The 16,953-nt window shown below is 68.4% G+C and carries 15 protein-coding genes; 2 read left to right on the top strand and 13 right to left on the bottom strand.

Features of this window, described 5'->3' with window-relative positions:
• Position 1 precedes the first annotated feature (1 nt).
• From EV640_RS03580 to EV640_RS03570, 3 genes are all read right to left on the bottom strand, one after another.
• A complete protein-coding gene (locus tag EV640_RS03580; RefSeq protein WP_036475810.1) occupies positions 2 to 961 on the bottom strand; it encodes a VOC family protein in 960 nt (319 codons plus the stop codon).
• A 12-nt stretch (positions 962 to 973) separates the two neighbouring features.
• Positions 974 to 2,077, bottom strand: coding sequence for a maleylacetate reductase (locus EV640_RS03575; RefSeq protein WP_036475809.1), 1,104 nt, complete (start codon positions 2,075 to 2,077; stop codon positions 974 to 976).
• Positions 2,078 to 2,258: 181 nt separating this feature from the next.
• On the bottom strand, positions 2,259 to 3,638 hold the full coding sequence (locus tag EV640_RS03570; RefSeq protein WP_036475808.1) for a sugar porter family MFS transporter: 1,380 nt from the start codon (positions 3,636 to 3,638) through the stop codon (positions 2,259 to 2,261).
• 100 nt (positions 3,639 to 3,738) lie between these two features.
• Between EV640_RS03570 and EV640_RS03565 the strand changes: the two genes are divergently transcribed.
• Complete coding sequence (locus tag EV640_RS03565; protein WP_036475806.1) at positions 3,739 to 4,203, top strand: GNAT family N-acetyltransferase; 465 nt, start codon at positions 3,739 to 3,741, stop codon at positions 4,201 to 4,203.
• Here the strand turns inward: EV640_RS03565 and EV640_RS03560 are convergent, their stop codons facing one another.
• The 4 genes from EV640_RS03560 to EV640_RS03545 form a co-directional block, all read right to left on the bottom strand.
• Entirely contained in the window at positions 4,204 to 5,370 is a 1,167-nt protein-coding gene (locus EV640_RS03560; protein WP_133725833.1) for an acyl-CoA dehydrogenase family protein, read from the bottom strand.
• Between the two features lie 91 nt (positions 5,371 to 5,461).
• Positions 5,462 to 6,373, bottom strand: a complete 912-nt coding sequence (locus EV640_RS03555) for an HpcH/HpaI aldolase/citrate lyase family protein (protein WP_036475804.1) — start codon at positions 6,371 to 6,373, stop codon at positions 5,462 to 5,464.
• A gap of 55 nt (positions 6,374 to 6,428) precedes the next feature.
• The gene (locus EV640_RS03550; protein ID WP_133725832.1) at positions 6,429 to 7,388 is read right to left on the bottom strand and encodes an electron transfer flavoprotein subunit alpha/FixB family protein; all 960 of its coding nucleotides are present in this window, start codon (positions 7,386 to 7,388) and stop codon (positions 6,429 to 6,431) included.
• Complete coding sequence (locus EV640_RS03545) at positions 7,385 to 8,200, bottom strand: electron transfer flavoprotein subunit beta/FixA family protein (RefSeq protein ID WP_235181049.1); 816 nt, start codon at positions 8,198 to 8,200, stop codon at positions 7,385 to 7,387. The genes EV640_RS03550 and EV640_RS03545 overlap by 4 nt, the downstream gene beginning before the upstream one ends.
• Positions 8,201 to 8,387: 187 nt before the next feature.
• On the opposite strand from EV640_RS03545, the gene EV640_RS03540 reads away from it, so the two are divergent.
• On the top strand, positions 8,388 to 9,434 hold the full coding sequence (locus tag EV640_RS03540) for a sunset domain-containing protein (protein ID WP_133725831.1): 1,047 nt from the start codon (positions 8,388 to 8,390) through the stop codon (positions 9,432 to 9,434).
• Between the two features lie 46 nt (positions 9,435 to 9,480).
• Here EV640_RS03540 and EV640_RS03535 read toward each other — a convergent pair whose 3' ends face one another.
• The 6 genes from EV640_RS03535 to EV640_RS03510 form a co-directional block, all read right to left on the bottom strand.
• Positions 9,481 to 10,716: an alpha-hydroxy acid oxidase gene (locus EV640_RS03535; protein WP_036475798.1), complete on the bottom strand. Its 1,236-nt coding sequence runs from the start codon at positions 10,714 to 10,716 to the stop codon at positions 9,481 to 9,483.
• A 148-nt stretch (positions 10,717 to 10,864) separates the two neighbouring features.
• Positions 10,865 to 12,436 carry an arabinosylfuranosidase ArfA gene (arfA, locus tag EV640_RS03530; protein ID WP_036475797.1) on the bottom strand — a complete coding sequence of 524 codons (1,572 nt, stop codon included), beginning with the start codon at positions 12,434 to 12,436 and terminating at the stop codon, positions 10,865 to 10,867.
• Positions 12,437 to 12,555: 119 nt separating this feature from the next.
• A complete protein-coding gene (locus tag EV640_RS03525) occupies positions 12,556 to 13,467 on the bottom strand; it encodes a carbohydrate ABC transporter permease (RefSeq protein WP_036475794.1) in 912 nt (303 codons plus the stop codon).
• Positions 13,464 to 14,438 carry a carbohydrate ABC transporter permease gene (locus EV640_RS03520; RefSeq protein WP_235181048.1) on the bottom strand — a complete coding sequence of 325 codons (975 nt, stop codon included), beginning with the start codon at positions 14,436 to 14,438 and terminating at the stop codon, positions 13,464 to 13,466. The genes EV640_RS03525 and EV640_RS03520 overlap by 4 nt, the downstream gene beginning before the upstream one ends.
• The gene (locus EV640_RS03515) at positions 14,435 to 15,760 is read right to left on the bottom strand and encodes an extracellular solute-binding protein (RefSeq protein ID WP_133725830.1); all 1,326 of its coding nucleotides are present in this window, start codon (positions 15,758 to 15,760) and stop codon (positions 14,435 to 14,437) included. The genes EV640_RS03520 and EV640_RS03515 overlap by 4 nt, the downstream gene beginning before the upstream one ends.
• Before the next feature lie 110 nt (positions 15,761 to 15,870).
• On the bottom strand, positions 15,871 to 16,932 hold the full coding sequence (locus EV640_RS03510) for a LacI family DNA-binding transcriptional regulator (protein WP_036475791.1): 1,062 nt from the start codon (positions 16,930 to 16,932) through the stop codon (positions 15,871 to 15,873).
• Positions 16,933 to 16,953: the final 21 nt, after the last annotated feature.

The raw sequence follows: 16,953 nt of genomic DNA, 5'->3' as shown, positions 1-16,953 counted from the left end.
ATCAGTCCTCCACGCGCAGCGGCTCGAGCTGGGACATGATGTGCTCGCGCTCGTGCTCGAACTGCGGGGGCAGCATGAACTTCTGGCCGAGCTCCTCGGGGGACTCGTCGCAGTCCCAGCCGCCGTCGGCGTGGGTCACCGCGAGCTCGAACAGCGCCCCGCCGGGGGTGCGCACATAGTGGGACTTGAAGTAGGTGCGGTCCTTCAGCTCGGAGATGTCGGTGTAGCCGGCGCCCTCGATCTCGAACTTGGAGGCCTCCTGGTTCTCCAGGGTGTCGAAGTTCCAGGCGAAGTGGTGGTAGGTGCCCGCGGCGAAGCGCCAGGTGCCCTGGTCGTCGGTGCGGTTGCCGCGCAGCTCCACCCAGTTGCCGAACTCATCGGAACCGACCTTGAACCGGGCCACGTCACCGGCCTCGGCGATCTCCCCGCCGAGGAAGAACACATCCTTGGCGAAGTCGACCATCCGGTCCTGGTCGTAGACATGGATGCCCATCCCGTAGATCCCATGCACCGCGTGCTCCGGCGGCACCCCATGACCGGGGTGTCCCACCCGGGCGTCGCCGTGCACTCCCACCAGCACGTATTCGAGTCCGCAGGGATGGTTGAACGCCAGGCGCCGTTCACCGAAGAGCTCGGACTGTTGATGCTCGATCTGCATCGAGCCCAGTCGCTGCGCCCAGAAGTCCAGTGAGCCGGCAGGCACCGCGAGCATCACCTCGCGGGCCTGGTTGGTGCCCCGGGTGCCGAAGCGGCCCTGCTGCGCCCAGGGGAAGGTGGTGACCACGGCGGAGGGGTCACCGTGGGCGTTGGAATAGTAGAGGTGATAGATCGGGATGGAGCCGTCGTAGAGCACGGTCTTCTTGATGAACCGCATGCCCAGGACCTTGGTGTGGAAGTCCACGTCCTCCTGGGCCTTGCCCACGGAGAGCGTCACGTGGTGGGAGCCGAGCAGATACGTCATGGTGGTGCCCTTCTATGGAAGTGACTGCTGCGATCTGTGACTGAAAGCATCTGTGGCGGGGTCATCGCCGGCCCATGCGGCGCGGATCAGCTGGGCGGCGTCCTCGAGGGCCATCTCGCGCGGGTTGCTGGCCGGGACGACGCCGAGGATCAGCTCCGCGGCGCGCTCGAGGTCCGCCTCCTTGAGCCCGTGGTCGCGCAGCGCGCGCGGAGCTCCGATCTGGGCGCGCAGCCCGCTGAGCCCCTCGAGCGGGTCTGCGGCTCCCAGCGCCGCCGCGATGCGCTTCCCCGCCTCCGGGGCTGATCCCAGATTGAAGGCGAGCACATGGGGCAGCATCACGGCGTGGGTCTGGGCGTGCGGCAGGCCGAAGGATCCGCCCAGCACATGGCAGATCTTGTGGTGCAGCCCGGAGCCCGCTGAGGCGAAGGCAGTGGCGGCGAGATAGGCGCCGTACTGCAGCTGCTGGCTCGCCTCGAGGCTGCGGCTCGGTCCCTCGGCGGGCGGCGCCATCCCCCGGCGCAGGGCCCGGATGGCTTCCTCCGCCCCCAGGCGGTTCAGCGGATCCGCGTGAGGGGCCCAGAAGGAGTCGATGCAGTGGGCCAGCGCATTCATCCCGGAGGCGCTGGCCAGTTCGGCCGGGAGGTCACGCACCAGCTCCGCGTCGTAGACCACGGTTCTCGGCAGGACCACGTCGTCGGCTCCGGTGGCCTTGGCGCCGGCCTCGGTGACACCCCAGATATTGGTCGCCTCCGAGCCCGCGTAGGTGGTGGGCACCGCGAGGATCGGGGCACGGGTCTTCAGGGCGACCGCCTTGCCGAGCCCGATGGCGGAGCCCCCGCCCACGCACAGGATCAGATCCGCCTGGGCCTGGGTCGCGGCATCACAGGCCAGCTCGACCTCCTCCACCGGGACGTGTTGCCGGGCGCCGTCGAGCCGGTGGGCGATGCGCAGCGTGGCATGGAGTTCATCGGCGGCGCGCTGCGCGCTGCCGGAGGCGATCAGCAGGATCTGCTGGGCGCCGAGACGCTTCGTCTCGCTGCGCACATCGGTGGTCAGGTTTCCGGCGCCGAAGCAGACCCGCTGACCCAAGGTCTGGTGGCTGAAGCTCATGGTCATAGGGACCTCTCCTCTCGCGGCGGAGTCGGGACTGCCGACGCTGCAAGGGCGCCGCAAGATTCGGACAGCTGTCCGAGGGCCATTATGTGGTGGAAGCCACATTGACTGTCAAGGGTTCGACGGTTTGAAGCACCGCTGGTTCCATGCGTCGGTGCTGGTCAGCGTCGACCTTCCGGGGGGTTCAGCCGGCTCGGCGGAACGCGGTCTCGATCTGTTCCAGCGTGCGCTCCTTGGTCTCCGGGACCTTCTTGAAGGTGAAGAGGAAGGCGGTGAAGCAGATCAGGGAGAACCCGGCGAAGATCCAGCCCACGCCGAAGGCGGCGAGCGCGGTCGGGAACAGCAGCGAGACCAGGCCGTTGGCCAGCCAGTGTGCCGTGGTGACAACACCCATGGCGGCGGCCCGCACGCCCAGCGGGAAGATCTCTCCGAGCACCACCCAGACCAGGGCCCCCCAGCTGACCTGGAACATGAAGATGAACACGGCCAGGCAGGCCAGCGTGGCGATGCCCAGTCCGCCGAGCCCCTCGGGGGCCGGCATGACCAGGTTCACCACGGCGAGCACCGCGAGCGCCAGCGAGGTGCCCAGGGCGCCGATCAGCAGCATCGGGCGGCGTCCCCAGCGGTCGGTGTAGCAGATGGCGATCCAGACCGCGGCGATGTTCAGCGCGCCGATGATCAGGTTGGAGCCGATCGCGCCCTCGTCGGAGAAGCCGACGTTCTGCAAGGTGGTGGGCGCGTAGTAGAGCACCGCATTGATGCCCATGACCTGTTGATAGACCCCGAGCCCGAAGCCCACCCCGAGGATCGAGAGCACCCAGGGCCTGCGCAGCGCACGCAGACCGGTGACGCCCTCGCGCTGTTCCGCCTCGTGGACCTCGTGGATCTCGCCGAGTTCCCGGCGGGCCTCCTCGGGGGTCCGGTCGCGCAGCAGCATCGCCTCGGCCTCGACCTCCCGGCCGCGGTGGACCAGCCAGCGCGGGGTCTCGCGCACCACGGTGAGCCCCAGCGCGAAGAGCACCGAGGGGATCACCGAGAGGCCCAGCATCCAGCGCCAGGACTCCACCGGGGCGAAGGCCACCCCGACCACGAACCCGAGGAACTGCCCGATCACGATCGCCAGCACATAGGAGGCGGTGACCCGGCCGCGGATCCGCGCCGGAGCGATCTCGGAGAGATACACCGGCAGCACGACGGCGGCCAGGCCGGTGCCGAGCCCGACCACCAGCCGGGCGGCGAAGAGCACCTCGGCGTTGGGCGCGAAGGCCATCCCCAGCGGAGCGATCAGGAACAGCGCGGCGGTGATCAGCAGCACGGCCCGCCGGCCATAGCGGTCGGAGAGCCCGCCGCCCAGGCAGGCCCCGATGGCGGCGCCGACCATCAGGCCGGTCACGATCCCACCTTCGGCCCAGCTGCTCAGCTCGAAGTCCCGGCGCAGGTACACCAGCGCCGCGGAGATCACTCCGGTGTCATAACCCCAGTTCAGCCCGCCCAGGGCGCCGAAGAGGTAGATCAGAGTGGAGCCCCGGCGTCGCTGCGTAGCCGTGGGTGCTGCTGTGCTCATGGTGTTCCGTTCTCCTGCTGCTCCAGGCCCCAGACGCTGACCAGCGCAGGGAACGAAGGTCAGACTAGTCCGTGCCGTCGCCGGTGGCAGAATATCGAGCATGCGCATCACCGAGGGGACCCTGGATCATCCGGCCGTGCGGGCACTCATCGTCGAACATCTGCAGGACATGCACGCCACCTCTCCGCCGGAGAGCATCCACGCCCTGGACCTCGACGCGCTGGCCGGGCCCGGGATGACGTTCTGGAGCGCATGGTTCGAGCCCGCCGAGGTGTTGGCCGGATGCGCGGCTCTCAAGGAGCTGGACCCTGAGCACGGAGAGATCAAGACCATGCGCACCGCGGCCGCCGCGCGCGGGCAGGGTGTGGCGGCCAGGATGCTGACCCATCTGCTGGCGGTGGCGAGTGCTCGCGGCTACACCAGGCTGAGTCTGGAGACCGGGGTGGAGGACTACTTCGCCGCGGCGCGCAGGCTCTATGCGCGGCATGGGTTCACCCAGTGCCCGCCGTTCGGGCGCTACACCCCAGATCCGAACAGCGTGTTCATGACCCGGGTGCTGGGCTGATCAGCCCAGCTCCGCGGCGATGGTCTCCTTGAGGATCTCGCTGGTGCCGCCGAAGATCGTGAGCAGGCGCACCGCGAGGTAGGCCTGGGCCACCGGGTAGTCCAGGATGTAGCCGTAGCCGCCGTGAAGCTGCAGGCAGGCGTCCACCGAGGCCTTCGCTCGTTCGCTGGCGAAGAGCTTCGCCTTCGACGCGGTCACCAGGTCCAGCTCCCCGGCGTTGAAGGCGTCCACGGTGGCCGCGACATAGCGCTGCGTGGCCTCCAGCCCCACCTGCAGCTCAGCGAGCTGGAACCGGGTGTTCTGATATTCGCTCACCGCTTGCCCGAAGGTCTGCCGCTGCGCCACGTAGCTCAGCGTCTGGCGCAGCACCTCGGCGGTGATCGCCGCGGCAGAGGTGGCGATCCCGAGCCGGCCCTGCGGCAGGATCGCCTTGGCGTAGTCCAGGCCGCGGCCCTGCTCCCCGATCAGGTTCGCATGAGGGATCTGCACCCCGGCGAAGAACAGCTCGGCGGTGTCGGAGGCCTTGAGGCCCATCTTCTCCAGCTGGCGGCCAGGCTGATAGCCGGGGTTGTCCCGCTTCTCGACCAGGAACAGGCTGAAGGAGCTCTCGGAGCCGCGCTGGCGCACGTCGGAGCCGTCGGTCCGGGCCAGCACCAGGGCGCCGTCGCCGGAGATGCCATTGCCGATGAAGGTCTTCTGCCCATCGAGGGTCCAGCCGCCGTCGTCGTTCTTGACCGCCTTGGTGCGCACCGCGCGCAGGTCGGAGCCGGCGCCGGGCTCGGTGAACGCCACCGAGGAGACGAAGGAGCCGTCCATGAAGCGGGGCAGCCAGGCCGCCTGCTGCTCGGCAGAGCCGAACTTCAGCAGCGCGGGGAGCACCCAGTCGTCGTGGAGGTGGAGGGCCAGGGAGACCGCGAGCGCGTCGGCGCGGGCCAGCTCCTCGTCGAGGATCATCCGGAACCGGTAGTCCCCCAGCCCCATGCCGCCATGCTCCTCGTCCACGGCGAGGCCGAGCAGCCCGTTCTCCGCCGCGGCAAGCCATAGCGAGCGGTCCATCATGTGCGCAGACTCCCACGCCTGGTAGTGCGGGGTGACCTCGCGGGCGACGAACTCGCGCACCACCTCGCGGAACTCCTCGTGGATCTCCTCGTAGAAACCGGTATACATCGTGGGTGGGTCACCTTTCGGGCGGTGCGGGAAGCGTGCGCTGGGGCGCAGGTGAGCGAGCGGGGCGGCGCTGAGTCGCGTGGGGTGCGGCTCAGACGACCTTGCCGATGGACTCGAAGCGGGTGAGGATGCGCTGGACCTGGGTGATCACCGGCATGTCGATCATCTCACCGCGGAAGCTGAACGCGCCGGCCAGGTCCGGGTCTGCACGATGTCCGGCGCCGGGTGTCAGCCCGGCGGTGTTCTCGAAGGCGGCGATGACGCCCTTGGCCCATTCCAGGTCGCTGGCGGTGGGCGTGTAGGCCTGCCGAATCGGGGCGATCTGTTTGGGGTGGATGCAGGCCTTGCCGATGAACCCGGAGGCGCAGGCGTCCTCGGTCTCCACCGCCAGTCGCTGCAGGTCAGGGACCCGGGTGAAGACTGCGTCGATGATCGGCACGCCCACGGCGCCGGCGGTGAGCAGCAGTCGATTGCGGGTGAACCGGATGATCTCGCGCTGCGAGCCGTCGTTGTTGCGCGAGGTGGTGCCGCCGATGCCGGCGATGAGATCTTCGGTCCCCCAGAGCAGCGCCACAGTGGCCGGGTGCTGCGCCAGGGCCAGGTCGTTGAGCACCCCCACCGGGGTCTCGATCTGCGGGATCAGCCCGACGCCGGGCAGCGCGGCGGCCACCTGGTCCAGGAGCTCGGTCTGTTCGGCCTTGGCGATGACGACATAGCTGATCTCGGTGCCCGAAAGCGCGCGCAGGTCCGCCTCCAGCTCGCCCGAGGCCGGAGCGTTGACCCGCACCAGGGTCCGCCTCGGGTCCATGGACCCGTCTCCCCAGTTCAGCGCCTGGACCATATTGTTCCGGGCGATGTCTTTCTCTCCGGAGATCACCGCGTCCTCAAGGTCGATGATCACCGCGTCTGCGGCACCGGCAGCCTTGGCGAAGAGCTCCGGCCGGCTGGCCGGGCAGAAGAGCAGGGCGGGACCCAGCGCGAAGCGGGCCGTGGGGTGAGGCATGTGTCTCCTCCGAGAATGGTCGGCGTGATGAGCGGGGTGGTGGCGATGCGCAGGGTCACCCCTTGCGGCGGCGCAGCTCCTCGATCATCTGCGGAATGACCTCGTGCAGGTCCCCCACCACGCCGAAGTCGGCGATCTCGAAGACCGGAGCGTCCTCGTCCTTGTTGATCGCCACGATGGTGCCGGCGGTCTGCATGCCCGCGCGCTGCTGGATCGCGCCGGAGATCCCGGCGGAAATGTAGAGCTGCGGGGAGACGGTGACCCCGGTCTGGCCCACCTGAGCGGCGTGTTCGATCCAGCCGGCGTCGGTGGCCGCCCGGGAGGCGCCCAGTCCGGCGCCGAGCTCATCGGCGAGGTCCTCCAGCGGGGTGAAGTCCCCTTCGACGCCGCGACCGCCGGCGACGACCACGCGCGCCTCCGCCAGGGCTGGACGGGCGGAGACCTTCAGGGCGGTGCGCTCGAGGATCTCGACGCCCCCCTCGGAGGGGCGCACCGGCAGCACGGTGCCGTCGGGCTGGTCTCCGGCGTGCAGGAGGGCGTCGACCCGCTGCGGGTCGAGGCTGTTCGGCTTGAAGGTCGCGACAAGCGGCCGACCCGGGCCCGGGATCAGCTGCGAGGTCGTCGTATAGGAGCCGGCCAGCTCCGACTTCGTGGCGATGAGTTCACCGTTGAGCGCCGCGACACCGCAGATGATCCCGGTGTCCAGGCGCACGGCGAGCCGGGCCAGGGCGTCGGTGATGTCCGCGGTGGAGGAGCCCAGGATGACCTCGGCCTCGCATTCCGCGACGGCGGTCTCGAGCAGGTCCACCACGGCGACCTCAGGGGCGGGCAGGCTGGTCTCGGCGAGGTAGACCTCACCGAGGCCGGCGATGGCCAGCGCCGGGGTGGGGTCGCCCTGGTAGGCGCCGACGGCGACATGGACCTCGCCCAGCGACTGGGCCTGCGCGATCAGCTCGCGCTGGGTCGGGCTCAGCGCATCGCCGAGCACATCGAAGAAGACCAGGACATTGCTCACAGCAGACGCTCCTTCGCGAGGAATTCGACGACCTTCAGACCGGCGTCCCCTTCATCGGTGATGATCTCTCCGGCGGTGCGCGGCGGACGCGCGGTGGTGCTCAGCACCCGGACCCTCGCGGTGACCTCTTCGGCGCGCAGCCCGATATCGGCGAGACTGAGCCGGGTGAGCGGCTTCTTCTTCGCAGCCATGATGGCCTTGAAGTTGGGGTAGCGCGGGTCGTTGGCCTGATCGGTGACCGAGACGACGGCGGGCATCGCCACCGCGACCTTCTGCGACTCGGTGCCGCCGGAGCGGGTGACCACGAGACGGTCCGGCGTCAGCTCCAGGCCGGTGGCGTAGGTGACCACGTGGGCGCCGAGGCGCTCGGCCAGCTGGGCGGGGATCGCGCCGGATTCGCCCTCTTCAGAAGCCATGCCGGTGAGCACCAGGTACTCGGGCTCGCCGGAGTCGAACTCTCCGGCTCCAGCCACGGTCTCCACAGCGGCCTTCAGCGCCACCGAGCTGGCCCAGATGTCCGCCCCGATCAGGGCCTCATCGGTGAGCTGATAGGCGTCATCGGCGCCGATCTGCAGGGCCTTCTTCGCGGCGGTGCTGGCCCCGGCGGGACCCATGGTCAGCGCGGTCACCCGCACCTCACGGTCCGCCGCGGCCTCGCGCAGCTGCAGGGCGGCCTCCAGCGGGTATTCATCGAGTTCGCTGAGCACGCCCTCAGCGCGGTCGATGCGCCCCTCGGCGTTGTAGCGACGCTCCAGCTGGGCATCGGGGACCCACTTGACCAGGGTGATGATGTGCAGGGGTGCATTCACCATGCGGTGCTCCCGCCTCACTCTCGAGATGTATGGAGAAACAGACCTTTTCCATGGTCGCATGAAACGCCGCGCCTGGCAGGGTCGTGAAGCCCTGCGACACCGGCCCCAGCCCCAGCCCCACCCCTCCTGGGCGGTTGGGTTCTCTGGTCGATACGTTCCTGCCGGAAGACTCAACCACCCAGGAAGGGTGGGGTTCCGCAGGGCGGTGGACATCGGCATGTTCCGCTATATGATCACACTGTTCAGGAGCAGATCCTGGTGCCGCCCCGTCCCGCGCAGCGGACGCCTCACACTGGAGACCAACGCCATGGGCACCTCCCAGCATTGGCGGACCCTCGCCACGGTCCTGACCACCACCGTTCTTGCCGCCACTCTGATCGGCGCCTCCGCGCCACCCCCAGAGCCGACGACGCCGCCGCTCACCTATTCCGCGGTCAGCGCCTCTGCGCCGGCAGCCTCAGCCTCAGTCTCAGCCGGGGTCGATCTCACCACGAGCCGCGCTGCGCTGAAGACCCTGCGCGCCCCCACGCCGACGATCTCCGGCGCCGCCGCCGTGGGCACGAAGCTCACCGCGAAGCCGGGCACCTGGACCAGTGGGACATCGCTGAGCTACCGCTGGTCCGCCGAGGGCAGAGCGATCAGCGGCGCCACCCGCAGCAGCTTCACTCCGACCACCGCGCAGCAGGGCAAACGGATCACCGTGCAGGTCACCGGCAAGCGCTCCGGGTACACCACAGCCTCGAAGACCTCTGCGGCCACGCTGAAAGTGGCGCGCTCCTCCACTCCGAAGATCAGCGGTTCGGCGACCACCGGGAAGGCCCTCTCGGCCAGCGTCGGGACGTGGACATCGTCGACGTCCTTCTCCTATCAGTGGCGTGCCAACGGCACCGCGATCAAGGGCGCGACCAGCCGGACCTACAAGATCTCCTCGGCTCACCAGGGCAAGCGGATCTCGGTACAGGTGACCGGCAAGAGGTCCGGACACACCACGCTGACCCGCACCTCGGCGTCGACCGCTGCGGTGAAGTCGCCGGCCCCGGTGAAGAAGCCGACCAGCGTGAAGATCACGTCCTCGACCTTCCACTGCCCGAAGGGCTACCCGGTCAAGGGCAACGCCAATTCCGGGATCTACCACGTGCCCAGCGGGGCGTACTACAAGGCGACCAAGCCCGAAGAGTGCTTCGCCACCACGGCGGGCGCCCGGAACGCGGGCTACCGCGCGTCCAAGCGCTGAGCCTCACCCCTCAGCACCCAGAAGGCCAGCACGCAGGAAGGCAGGGTCAGCGGGCGCGCGGGACCAGACGTTCGAGCTGGGTCACGTGCTTGGGCTCAAGCTCCGCCAAATTCGGGACCTCCAGCAGCAGCATCGTGCGCTCCACCTGATCGGCCAAGATCTCGATGGTCCGATCCACCCCGGCCCGACCACCGGCCATCAACCCATAGAGATAAGCCCGCCCGATCAGTGTGAACTTCGCGCCCAGCGCGATCGAGGCCACAATGTCAGCGCCGTTCATGATCCCGGTATCAATGGTCACCTCGAGGTCGTCTCCGACCTCACGGACCACCTCGGGCAGCAGATGGAACGGCACCGGGGCCCGGTCCAGCTGACGGCCCCCGTGGTTCGAGAGCACGATCCCGTCCACCCCGAGGCTCGCGAGCTTCTTCGCGTCCTCCACGTTCTGCACCCCCTTGACCACCAGTTTCCCGGGGAACAGCGCACGGATGATCTTCAGGTCCTCGAAGCTGATCGAAGGATCCATCGCCTTATCCAGCATCTCCCCCACCGTGCCCCCGGTAGAGGTCAGCGAGGCAAACTCCAGCGGCGGCGTGGTCAGGAAGTCATACCACCACCACGGTCGCGGGATCGCGTTGAGAACGGTGCCCAGGCTCAGCTGCGGCGGGATCGAGAACCCGTTGCGCTTATCCCGCAGCCGGGCCCCGGCCACCGGGGTGTCCACGGTGAAGAACAAGGTGTCGAACCCGGCCTTGCCGGCACGCTCGGTGAGGTCATAGGAGATCTCGCGGTCCTTCATCACATAGAGCTGGAACCAGTTGCGCCCGTGCGGGTTGGCCTCCTGGACCGCCTCGATGCTGGTGGTGCCCAGGGTGGAGAGGGTGAACGGGATCCCGGCGGCCCCGGCCGCGGTGGCTCCGGCGATCTCGCCTTCGGTCTGCATCAGCCGGGTGAACCCGGTGGGCGCGATCCCGAAGGGCAGCGCGGAGCGTCCGCCGAAGATCTCGCAGGAGGTGTCGACCTCAGAGACGTCGCGCAGGATCGAGGGGTTGAACTCGATGTCCTGGAACGCCTCCCGGGCCCGGGTCAGCGAGAACTCGCCCTCCGCGGCGCCGTCGGTGTAGTCGAACGCGGCCTTCGGAGTGCGCCGCTTGGCGATCTTGTGCAGGTCCTCGATGGTCAGCGCCGCGGAGAGCCGACGGCGGGAGGCATTGAAGTCGAACTTCTTGAACTTCATCAGCGGCGCGATGTCGCGCGGCTTGGGCAGTTGACGCTGAACCATTGAGTGCTCCTAGACCGGTCGCTTCGGCGACTGTGGAATTTCACGACTGTGGACGGTACGTGATGGGCGCACCGCGTTCGGCGCTTGTCTCACACGATGCCACCGATCCGGCCGTGCGCCCACCCCTGCGCCAAGCCTTCCGTCTAGCTCAGGCGACCTTTACCTGCACCACCGCCCAGGAGAGTGCCGGCAGGCTCATGGTGACCGCACCGCTCTGCCCCGACTCGCCCTGTCCCGACTCACTCAGTCGGACGCCCTGAAGCGGCACCAGCCCGACAGCCTCCTGGCTCTCGAGGTCATTGGCGGTATGCCGGTCACCTCCCTCGGGGATGGTCAGCACCTCCGCGCGCAGCACCTCGCTGGCGGTGAACCCGCGCAGGTCCAGGGAGACCTCAGCGGCCTCTTCCAGCCCGCGGTTCGCGACGAACAGGCTCAGCGCCCCGGTCTCTGCGTCGTAGGTAGCGGCGGCGTCGATGATGTCCACGTCGCCGTGCCGCTCGGTGTGCTGCTGATCCGCGTCCACGACCAGGCGCAGGATCTCGCCGGTGGCCAGCTCGGCGATCCGCGCGAAGGGCCAGAAGATGGTCTGCCGCCAGGCCGGCCCGTTCTCCTCCGACCGGATCGGAGCGATCACGTTGACCAGCTGCGCCTGGTTCGCGATCCGCACCCGGTCGCCGTGGCGCAGCAGCGAGTGCATCAAGGTGGCCACGACGACGGCGTCCGTGACCGAGTACTTGTCTTCGATCAATCGCGGATGAGACTTCCACTCCTTGGCCACCTGTTCCGGCTGATCCTCGGAGTCGACCCCCTGCTGGTACCAGACGTTCCACTCGTCGAAGGAGATGTCGATCTGCTTCGTGTGCTTCCCGGCCGCCTTCACCGCATCGATGGTCGCGACCACCCCGTCGATGAAGCCGTCCATGTTCACCGCCTCGGCCAGGAACGAGGCGGCGTCGCCGTCGTGCTCCTGGTAGTAGGCGTGCATCGAGATGTAGTCGACCTCGTCATAGGTGTGGCTGAGCACGGTCTGCTCCCAGGTGCCGAAGGTCGGCATCTGCTTGCCCGAGGAGCCCACGGCGACCAGCTCGATGTCCGGGTCCACCAGCTTCATCGCCTTCGCGGCCTCCTGGGCGAGCCGGCCGTATTCCTCGGCGGTCTTGTGCCCGATCTGCCAGGGGCCGTCGAGCTCGTTGCCCAGGCACCACAGCTTGATGTCGAAGGGCTCCTCGCTGGTACCTGCGGCGGCGGCGTGTTCGCGGCGGAGATCCGACCAGTAGGTGCCGGAGGGGTGGTTGGCGTATTCCACCAGCGCCCGGGCCTCGTCCACGCCACGGGTGCCCAGGTTGATCGCCTCCATAACCTCCATGTCCGCGCGCTTGGCCCATTCGACGAACTCATGCAGGCCGAAGGCGTTGGTCTCGATGGTGTGCCAGGCGCCGTCGATCCGCACCGGCCGATCCTCGCGCGGACCGACCCCGTCCTCCCAGTTATAGCCCGAGACGAAGTTGCCGCCGGGGTAGCGCACGACGGTGGCGCCGAGCTCCTTGGCCAGGGCCATCACATCCTTGCGGAATCCCTGGTCATCGGCCTCCGGATGGCCGGGCTCGTAGATCCCCGTGTAGACGCAGCGGCCCATATGCTCCACGAAGGAGCCGAAGAGTCGCGGGGAGACATCGGCGATGGTGAAGTCACGGTCGACGATGATGCGGGCGTGGGACATGGTGCTCCTTGTGATCGGGGGGGGGTGCGCTGCGTGGTGCGCCTGATGGGTCTGGACTGCTGGATAGGGCTGTTAAGTCGAGACTGCTGGATCGGGACTGCTCGGGCTGGCGGATCGGGTCACTGGCCGCCGAAGCCGGTGGTCGCCACCCCCTTCACGATCTGGCGCTGGTAGAACAGGAACACGATGACCAGCGGCAGCGCGGCGAGCACCGCCTGCGCCATGACCTGGGAGTACTGCACGCCGTAGGCGCTGAGCACGGTCTGCAGCCCGACCGGCAGCGTCATCAGGGTGGTGTCGTTGATGATCAGGAAGGGCCACAGGAAGTTGTTCCAGGCCTGGATGAACACGAAGATCGAGACCGCGCCGAGGATCGGGCGTGAGAGCGGGAGCACCACGGAGAAGAACACCCGCAGCCGGCCTGCACCGTCGACCCGGGCCGCGTCTTCGAGCTCCACGGGCACCGCGTCGAAGAACTTCTTCAGGATGAACACGATCGGCGCCATCACGACCTGCGGGAGGATCAGCCCCCAGTAGGTGTCGACCATGTTGAAGGTCAGCATCTGGTAGTAGAGCGGGATGATCAGGGCCTGGGAAGGCACGATGATCGAGGCGATGACCATCAGGAAGAGCCAGCGGTTGCCCTTGAACTGGAGCCGGGAGAACGCGTAGGCGGCCAGCGCGGAGATCGCCACGGTGATCGCAGTGATCACCGCGGAGGTCCAGAGGCTGTTGAGCGCCCAGATGTAGACGTTGCCCTGGGAGAGGATCGCTTCGAAGGCCTGGGTGGTGAAGCCGCTGGGGCCGATGAGGTCAAGGCCTCCGGAGGCGGCGTCGGTCTCGGTCTTGAAGGAGGTCACCAGCGCCCAGAAGACCGGGAGCAGCCAGAGCAGCGCCATGAGCACCAGGGCGGCGAACGCGAGGATCCGGAGCAGCCCGAAGGGCTTCTCCCCCGGCATCCGGTTGGTCCGTCTCACCTGGGTGACATCGGCTACGGGGGCATCGATCTTGGTCATGGTCGTGGTGCTCATGAGTCTTCCTTCCGGCGGCGGAGCACGATCATCTGCGCGATGCCCACTAAGACGATGAGCACGAAGAAGATGTAGGAGATGGCCGAGGCGTAGCCGAAGCGGTAGCCCACGAAGCCGGCCTCGAAGATGTACTGCACGATCGGGCGTGAGCTCTCCGAGGAATTGCCGTTCATCATCTGATAGGCCTGGTCGAAGAGCTTCAGCGAGGCCAGCATCTGCAGGATCAGGATCACTCCGGTGACCGGCCCCAGCTGCGGCAGCGTGATCGAGAACAGCTGCCGCCAGGGACCGGCCCCGTCGACCGCCGCGGCCTCATACTGCAGCGTCGGGATGTTCTGCAGCGCCGCGAGGTAGAGCAGGAAGTTGAAGCCCACGGTCCACCAGATGGTCGCGATGGCGATCGAGATCAGGTCGACGTTGGCGGTCTGCAGCCAGGCGATCGGTTCGAGGCCGACGGCGCTGAGGATCTCGTTCGCCGCGCCGATCTCGGGGTTAAAGATCCAGACCCAGATCTGTGAGATCACCGTGGAGGCGAGCAGGAACGGCATGAAGAACGAGAGCCGCCACAGCCACTGGCCGGGCAGCCCGGTGTTCACCAGCAGCGCCATGATCAGCGCGATGAGCACCAGCGGCACCGTGGTGAGCACGGTGAACCACACCGTGTTGCCGATCGAGCGCCACATCACGGCGTCGGAGAGCGCCTCGGAGTAGTTCTGCAGGCCGATGAAGCTGCCGCCGGAGCCGGTCAGGGACTGATCGGTCAGCGACAGGAAGACCCCGTGGACCAGCGGCCAGATCACGAAGAGCACGAAGGCCACCATGAACGGGGCCAGGAAGGCCCACGCGGCCAGCTGGCCGCGGCGCCTGGCCTGTCGTTGAGTGGGCGGAGCGGGACGCGGACCAGACGCCGCTCCCGGCGTCACCTCCGGATCGGGTCCGACCGCGCTGCGGTCTGCCATCACATCTGTCATGACCGTTCTCCCTGGGGATCGGCGGGATTGGGCTGGGCGAGCATGGTGTTCACATAGCTGCGGAAGCCTTCCGCGGCCTCGGCATAGCCGCTGCCCGAGACCACCGCACCGCCGACGATCTGGCCGAACTGCTGGACGAAGTTGGATCCGGATCCGGTGAACCAGGCCACCGGGTCATAGACCAGATAGTCCGCGGCCTCGGCGTACTCCGCCTGCGGCGTGAGCTCGGCGTACGCCGGGTCCTCCACGATCGGCAGGTAGGCCGGAATATGGCCTGCTGCCGCCCAGGTCAGCGAGGACTTCAGCAGGTCTGCGACCACGGTGTAGGTGTCGTGGCGGGCCTGCTCGTCGGGTTCGCTCTGGTGCGGGAGCACGAAGGAGTGCGAGTCCGCGTAGACCGCGTTCCCGCCGAAGAGCGGTGGGATCATGGTCGCCCCGACCGGCACTCCGGCGTCCTGCATCGCGGGCAGCTCCCAGACGCCGGTGAAGTGGATGCCCGAGCGCTGCGCGGCGAACTCGGCGATCGCCACATCGATGGTGCCGCGCTGGGCGGCGATCTCGCCGTCGGCCAGGGAGTGCATGAACTCCAGCACCGCGGCGAAGGCCTCGGGGCCCATCTCCACCTGGCCCCCCGGGGGGAAGGTCATCTCGGCCCCGTGCTGGCAGTAGAGCGTGTAGAACAGCCGCCACATCTGCTGGCCGTCGCCGATGAATCCGTAGGACAGGCCGTGGGTCCCGGTGACCCCGGCGATCTCGCGACACATCTCGCGGAACTCCTCGGGATCGCTGGGGCGCAGCAGCTGACCATCGGAGTCCAACACCCCAGCCTGTTCGCAGATGTCGGTGTTGTAGAGCGCGATGAACGGATGCGCGTCGAGGGCGACGCTGTAGAGCTCTCCGTCGACCACCGAGGAGTTCCAGACCGGTTCGCTGAAGGTGGACTCGTCCACGCCGAGCTCGCGGAACCGGTTCAAGTCCCAGGGGTCCAGCAGACCGCCGGGGACGTAGCCGGGCACGCGGGAGGAGTGCATCACCGCGAGCTCGGGTGCGCGGCCTCCGGCGCCGGCCATAGAGAGCTTCGTGTAGTAGGGCGCACCCCAGGCGAGCACCGTGGGCCGGACGTGGAACTCGGGGTGGGCGGAGTTCACCCCGTCGATCAGGCCCTGCAGGGCGATGCCGTCGCCTCCGCTGAGCAGGTGCCAGAACTGCAGGGTCCGCGCGGCGCCGTTCTGGCCCGGGGAGCAGCCTGAGAGCGCTGCGAGGCCTGCCGCGGCGAGGCCCCCGGCCAGGACGCTTCGACGGTTGACGCGTAGTTCGGTCATCACTCACCACTCCGGACGTGCGCGGGCTCAAGCTCCGCAATCGTGATCGGCTGTCTTTTACATCGATGTAAAGACTGCGCCCATCCTACACAGATGTGGCCCGTGTCACACTAGATCGGTGAGTTTTTTCCTGAGAAGCCAGCGGGGGGTCCCTGGGTGCTGGTGCGCGCCAGCAGCTCATAGGGGATCTCCTGCGCGCGGGGCGGCAGCCCACGATCCCGCATCCGGGAGGTCAGCAGGTCCAGCGCCGCGTTCGCGTAGGCCTGGTGGTCGAAGGCGATCGTGGTCAGCGGGGTGCCCGCGAAGCGCGCGTGCTCGACGTCGTCGAAGCCGCAGACCAGCACGTCTTCGGGCAGCCGGGCCCCCCAGCTGCGCAGCTCATGCATGGCGCCCAGCGCGATCGAGTCCGTGAAGGCCAGGACCGCGTCGAACTCCGCCCCCCGCTCCAGGATCTCTCGCATCCCCGCCGCACCGCCGGCGATGGTCCACTCCGGGACCTCCACCTGCAGCTCAGGCGACGCGGGAAGCTCCGCCTCGGCCAGGCCGGCGAGGTATCCGCGCAGCCGCTGCCCCTGGGTGGCCTTGTCCAGACCAGCCCCGTGCTCCGCGCCGCCCAGGGCGACGATGCGGCGGGCGCCGCGGGCCAAGAGATGGCGGACCGCGTCGCGGGCGGCGGAACGTGAGTTGATGAAGACCCGGTCGGTGCGGTGCTGCTCCACCTCGCCGATCAGCACGATGGGCGGAAGGTGGTCCAGATGCTCGACCACGCTGTCCTGCAGCCGCACCGGATTCAGGATCATCCCGTCGATCAGATGCGTGCGGGCCCGGGTCACCAGGTCGCGTTCCCGCGCCGGCTCCGCGGCGGTCTCTTCGACCTGGACCACCAGTCCGCGAGCGTGGGCGGCCTCCACCACCGCGTGGGTCATGCTGGCCGAGAAGGCGGCCCGCAGGTCCGGCTGCGCCAGCCCGATGACTCCGGACCGGCCGTTGCGCAGCCCACGGGCGCTGAGGTTGGGCACAAAGTCCAGCTCACGCATCGCCTGCTCCACGCGAAGCCGGGTCGGCTCGCGCACCTGCGCGGTCCCGGTCAGCACGTTGGAGACCGTCTTGGGAGACACGCGTGCGCGTTCCGCGACGTCGCGCATGGTGGGCCGAGAGCTGGGCGGGGTCATGACAGCAAGCCTAGGCCTCAA

It is taken from the genome of Nesterenkonia aurantiaca (assembly GCF_004364585.1).
In the GTDB taxonomy this organism is placed as follows: Bacteria; Actinomycetota; Actinomycetes; order Actinomycetales; family Micrococcaceae; genus Nesterenkonia; species Nesterenkonia aurantiaca.
This window is presented reverse-complemented; position numbering and strand designations above follow the sequence as displayed.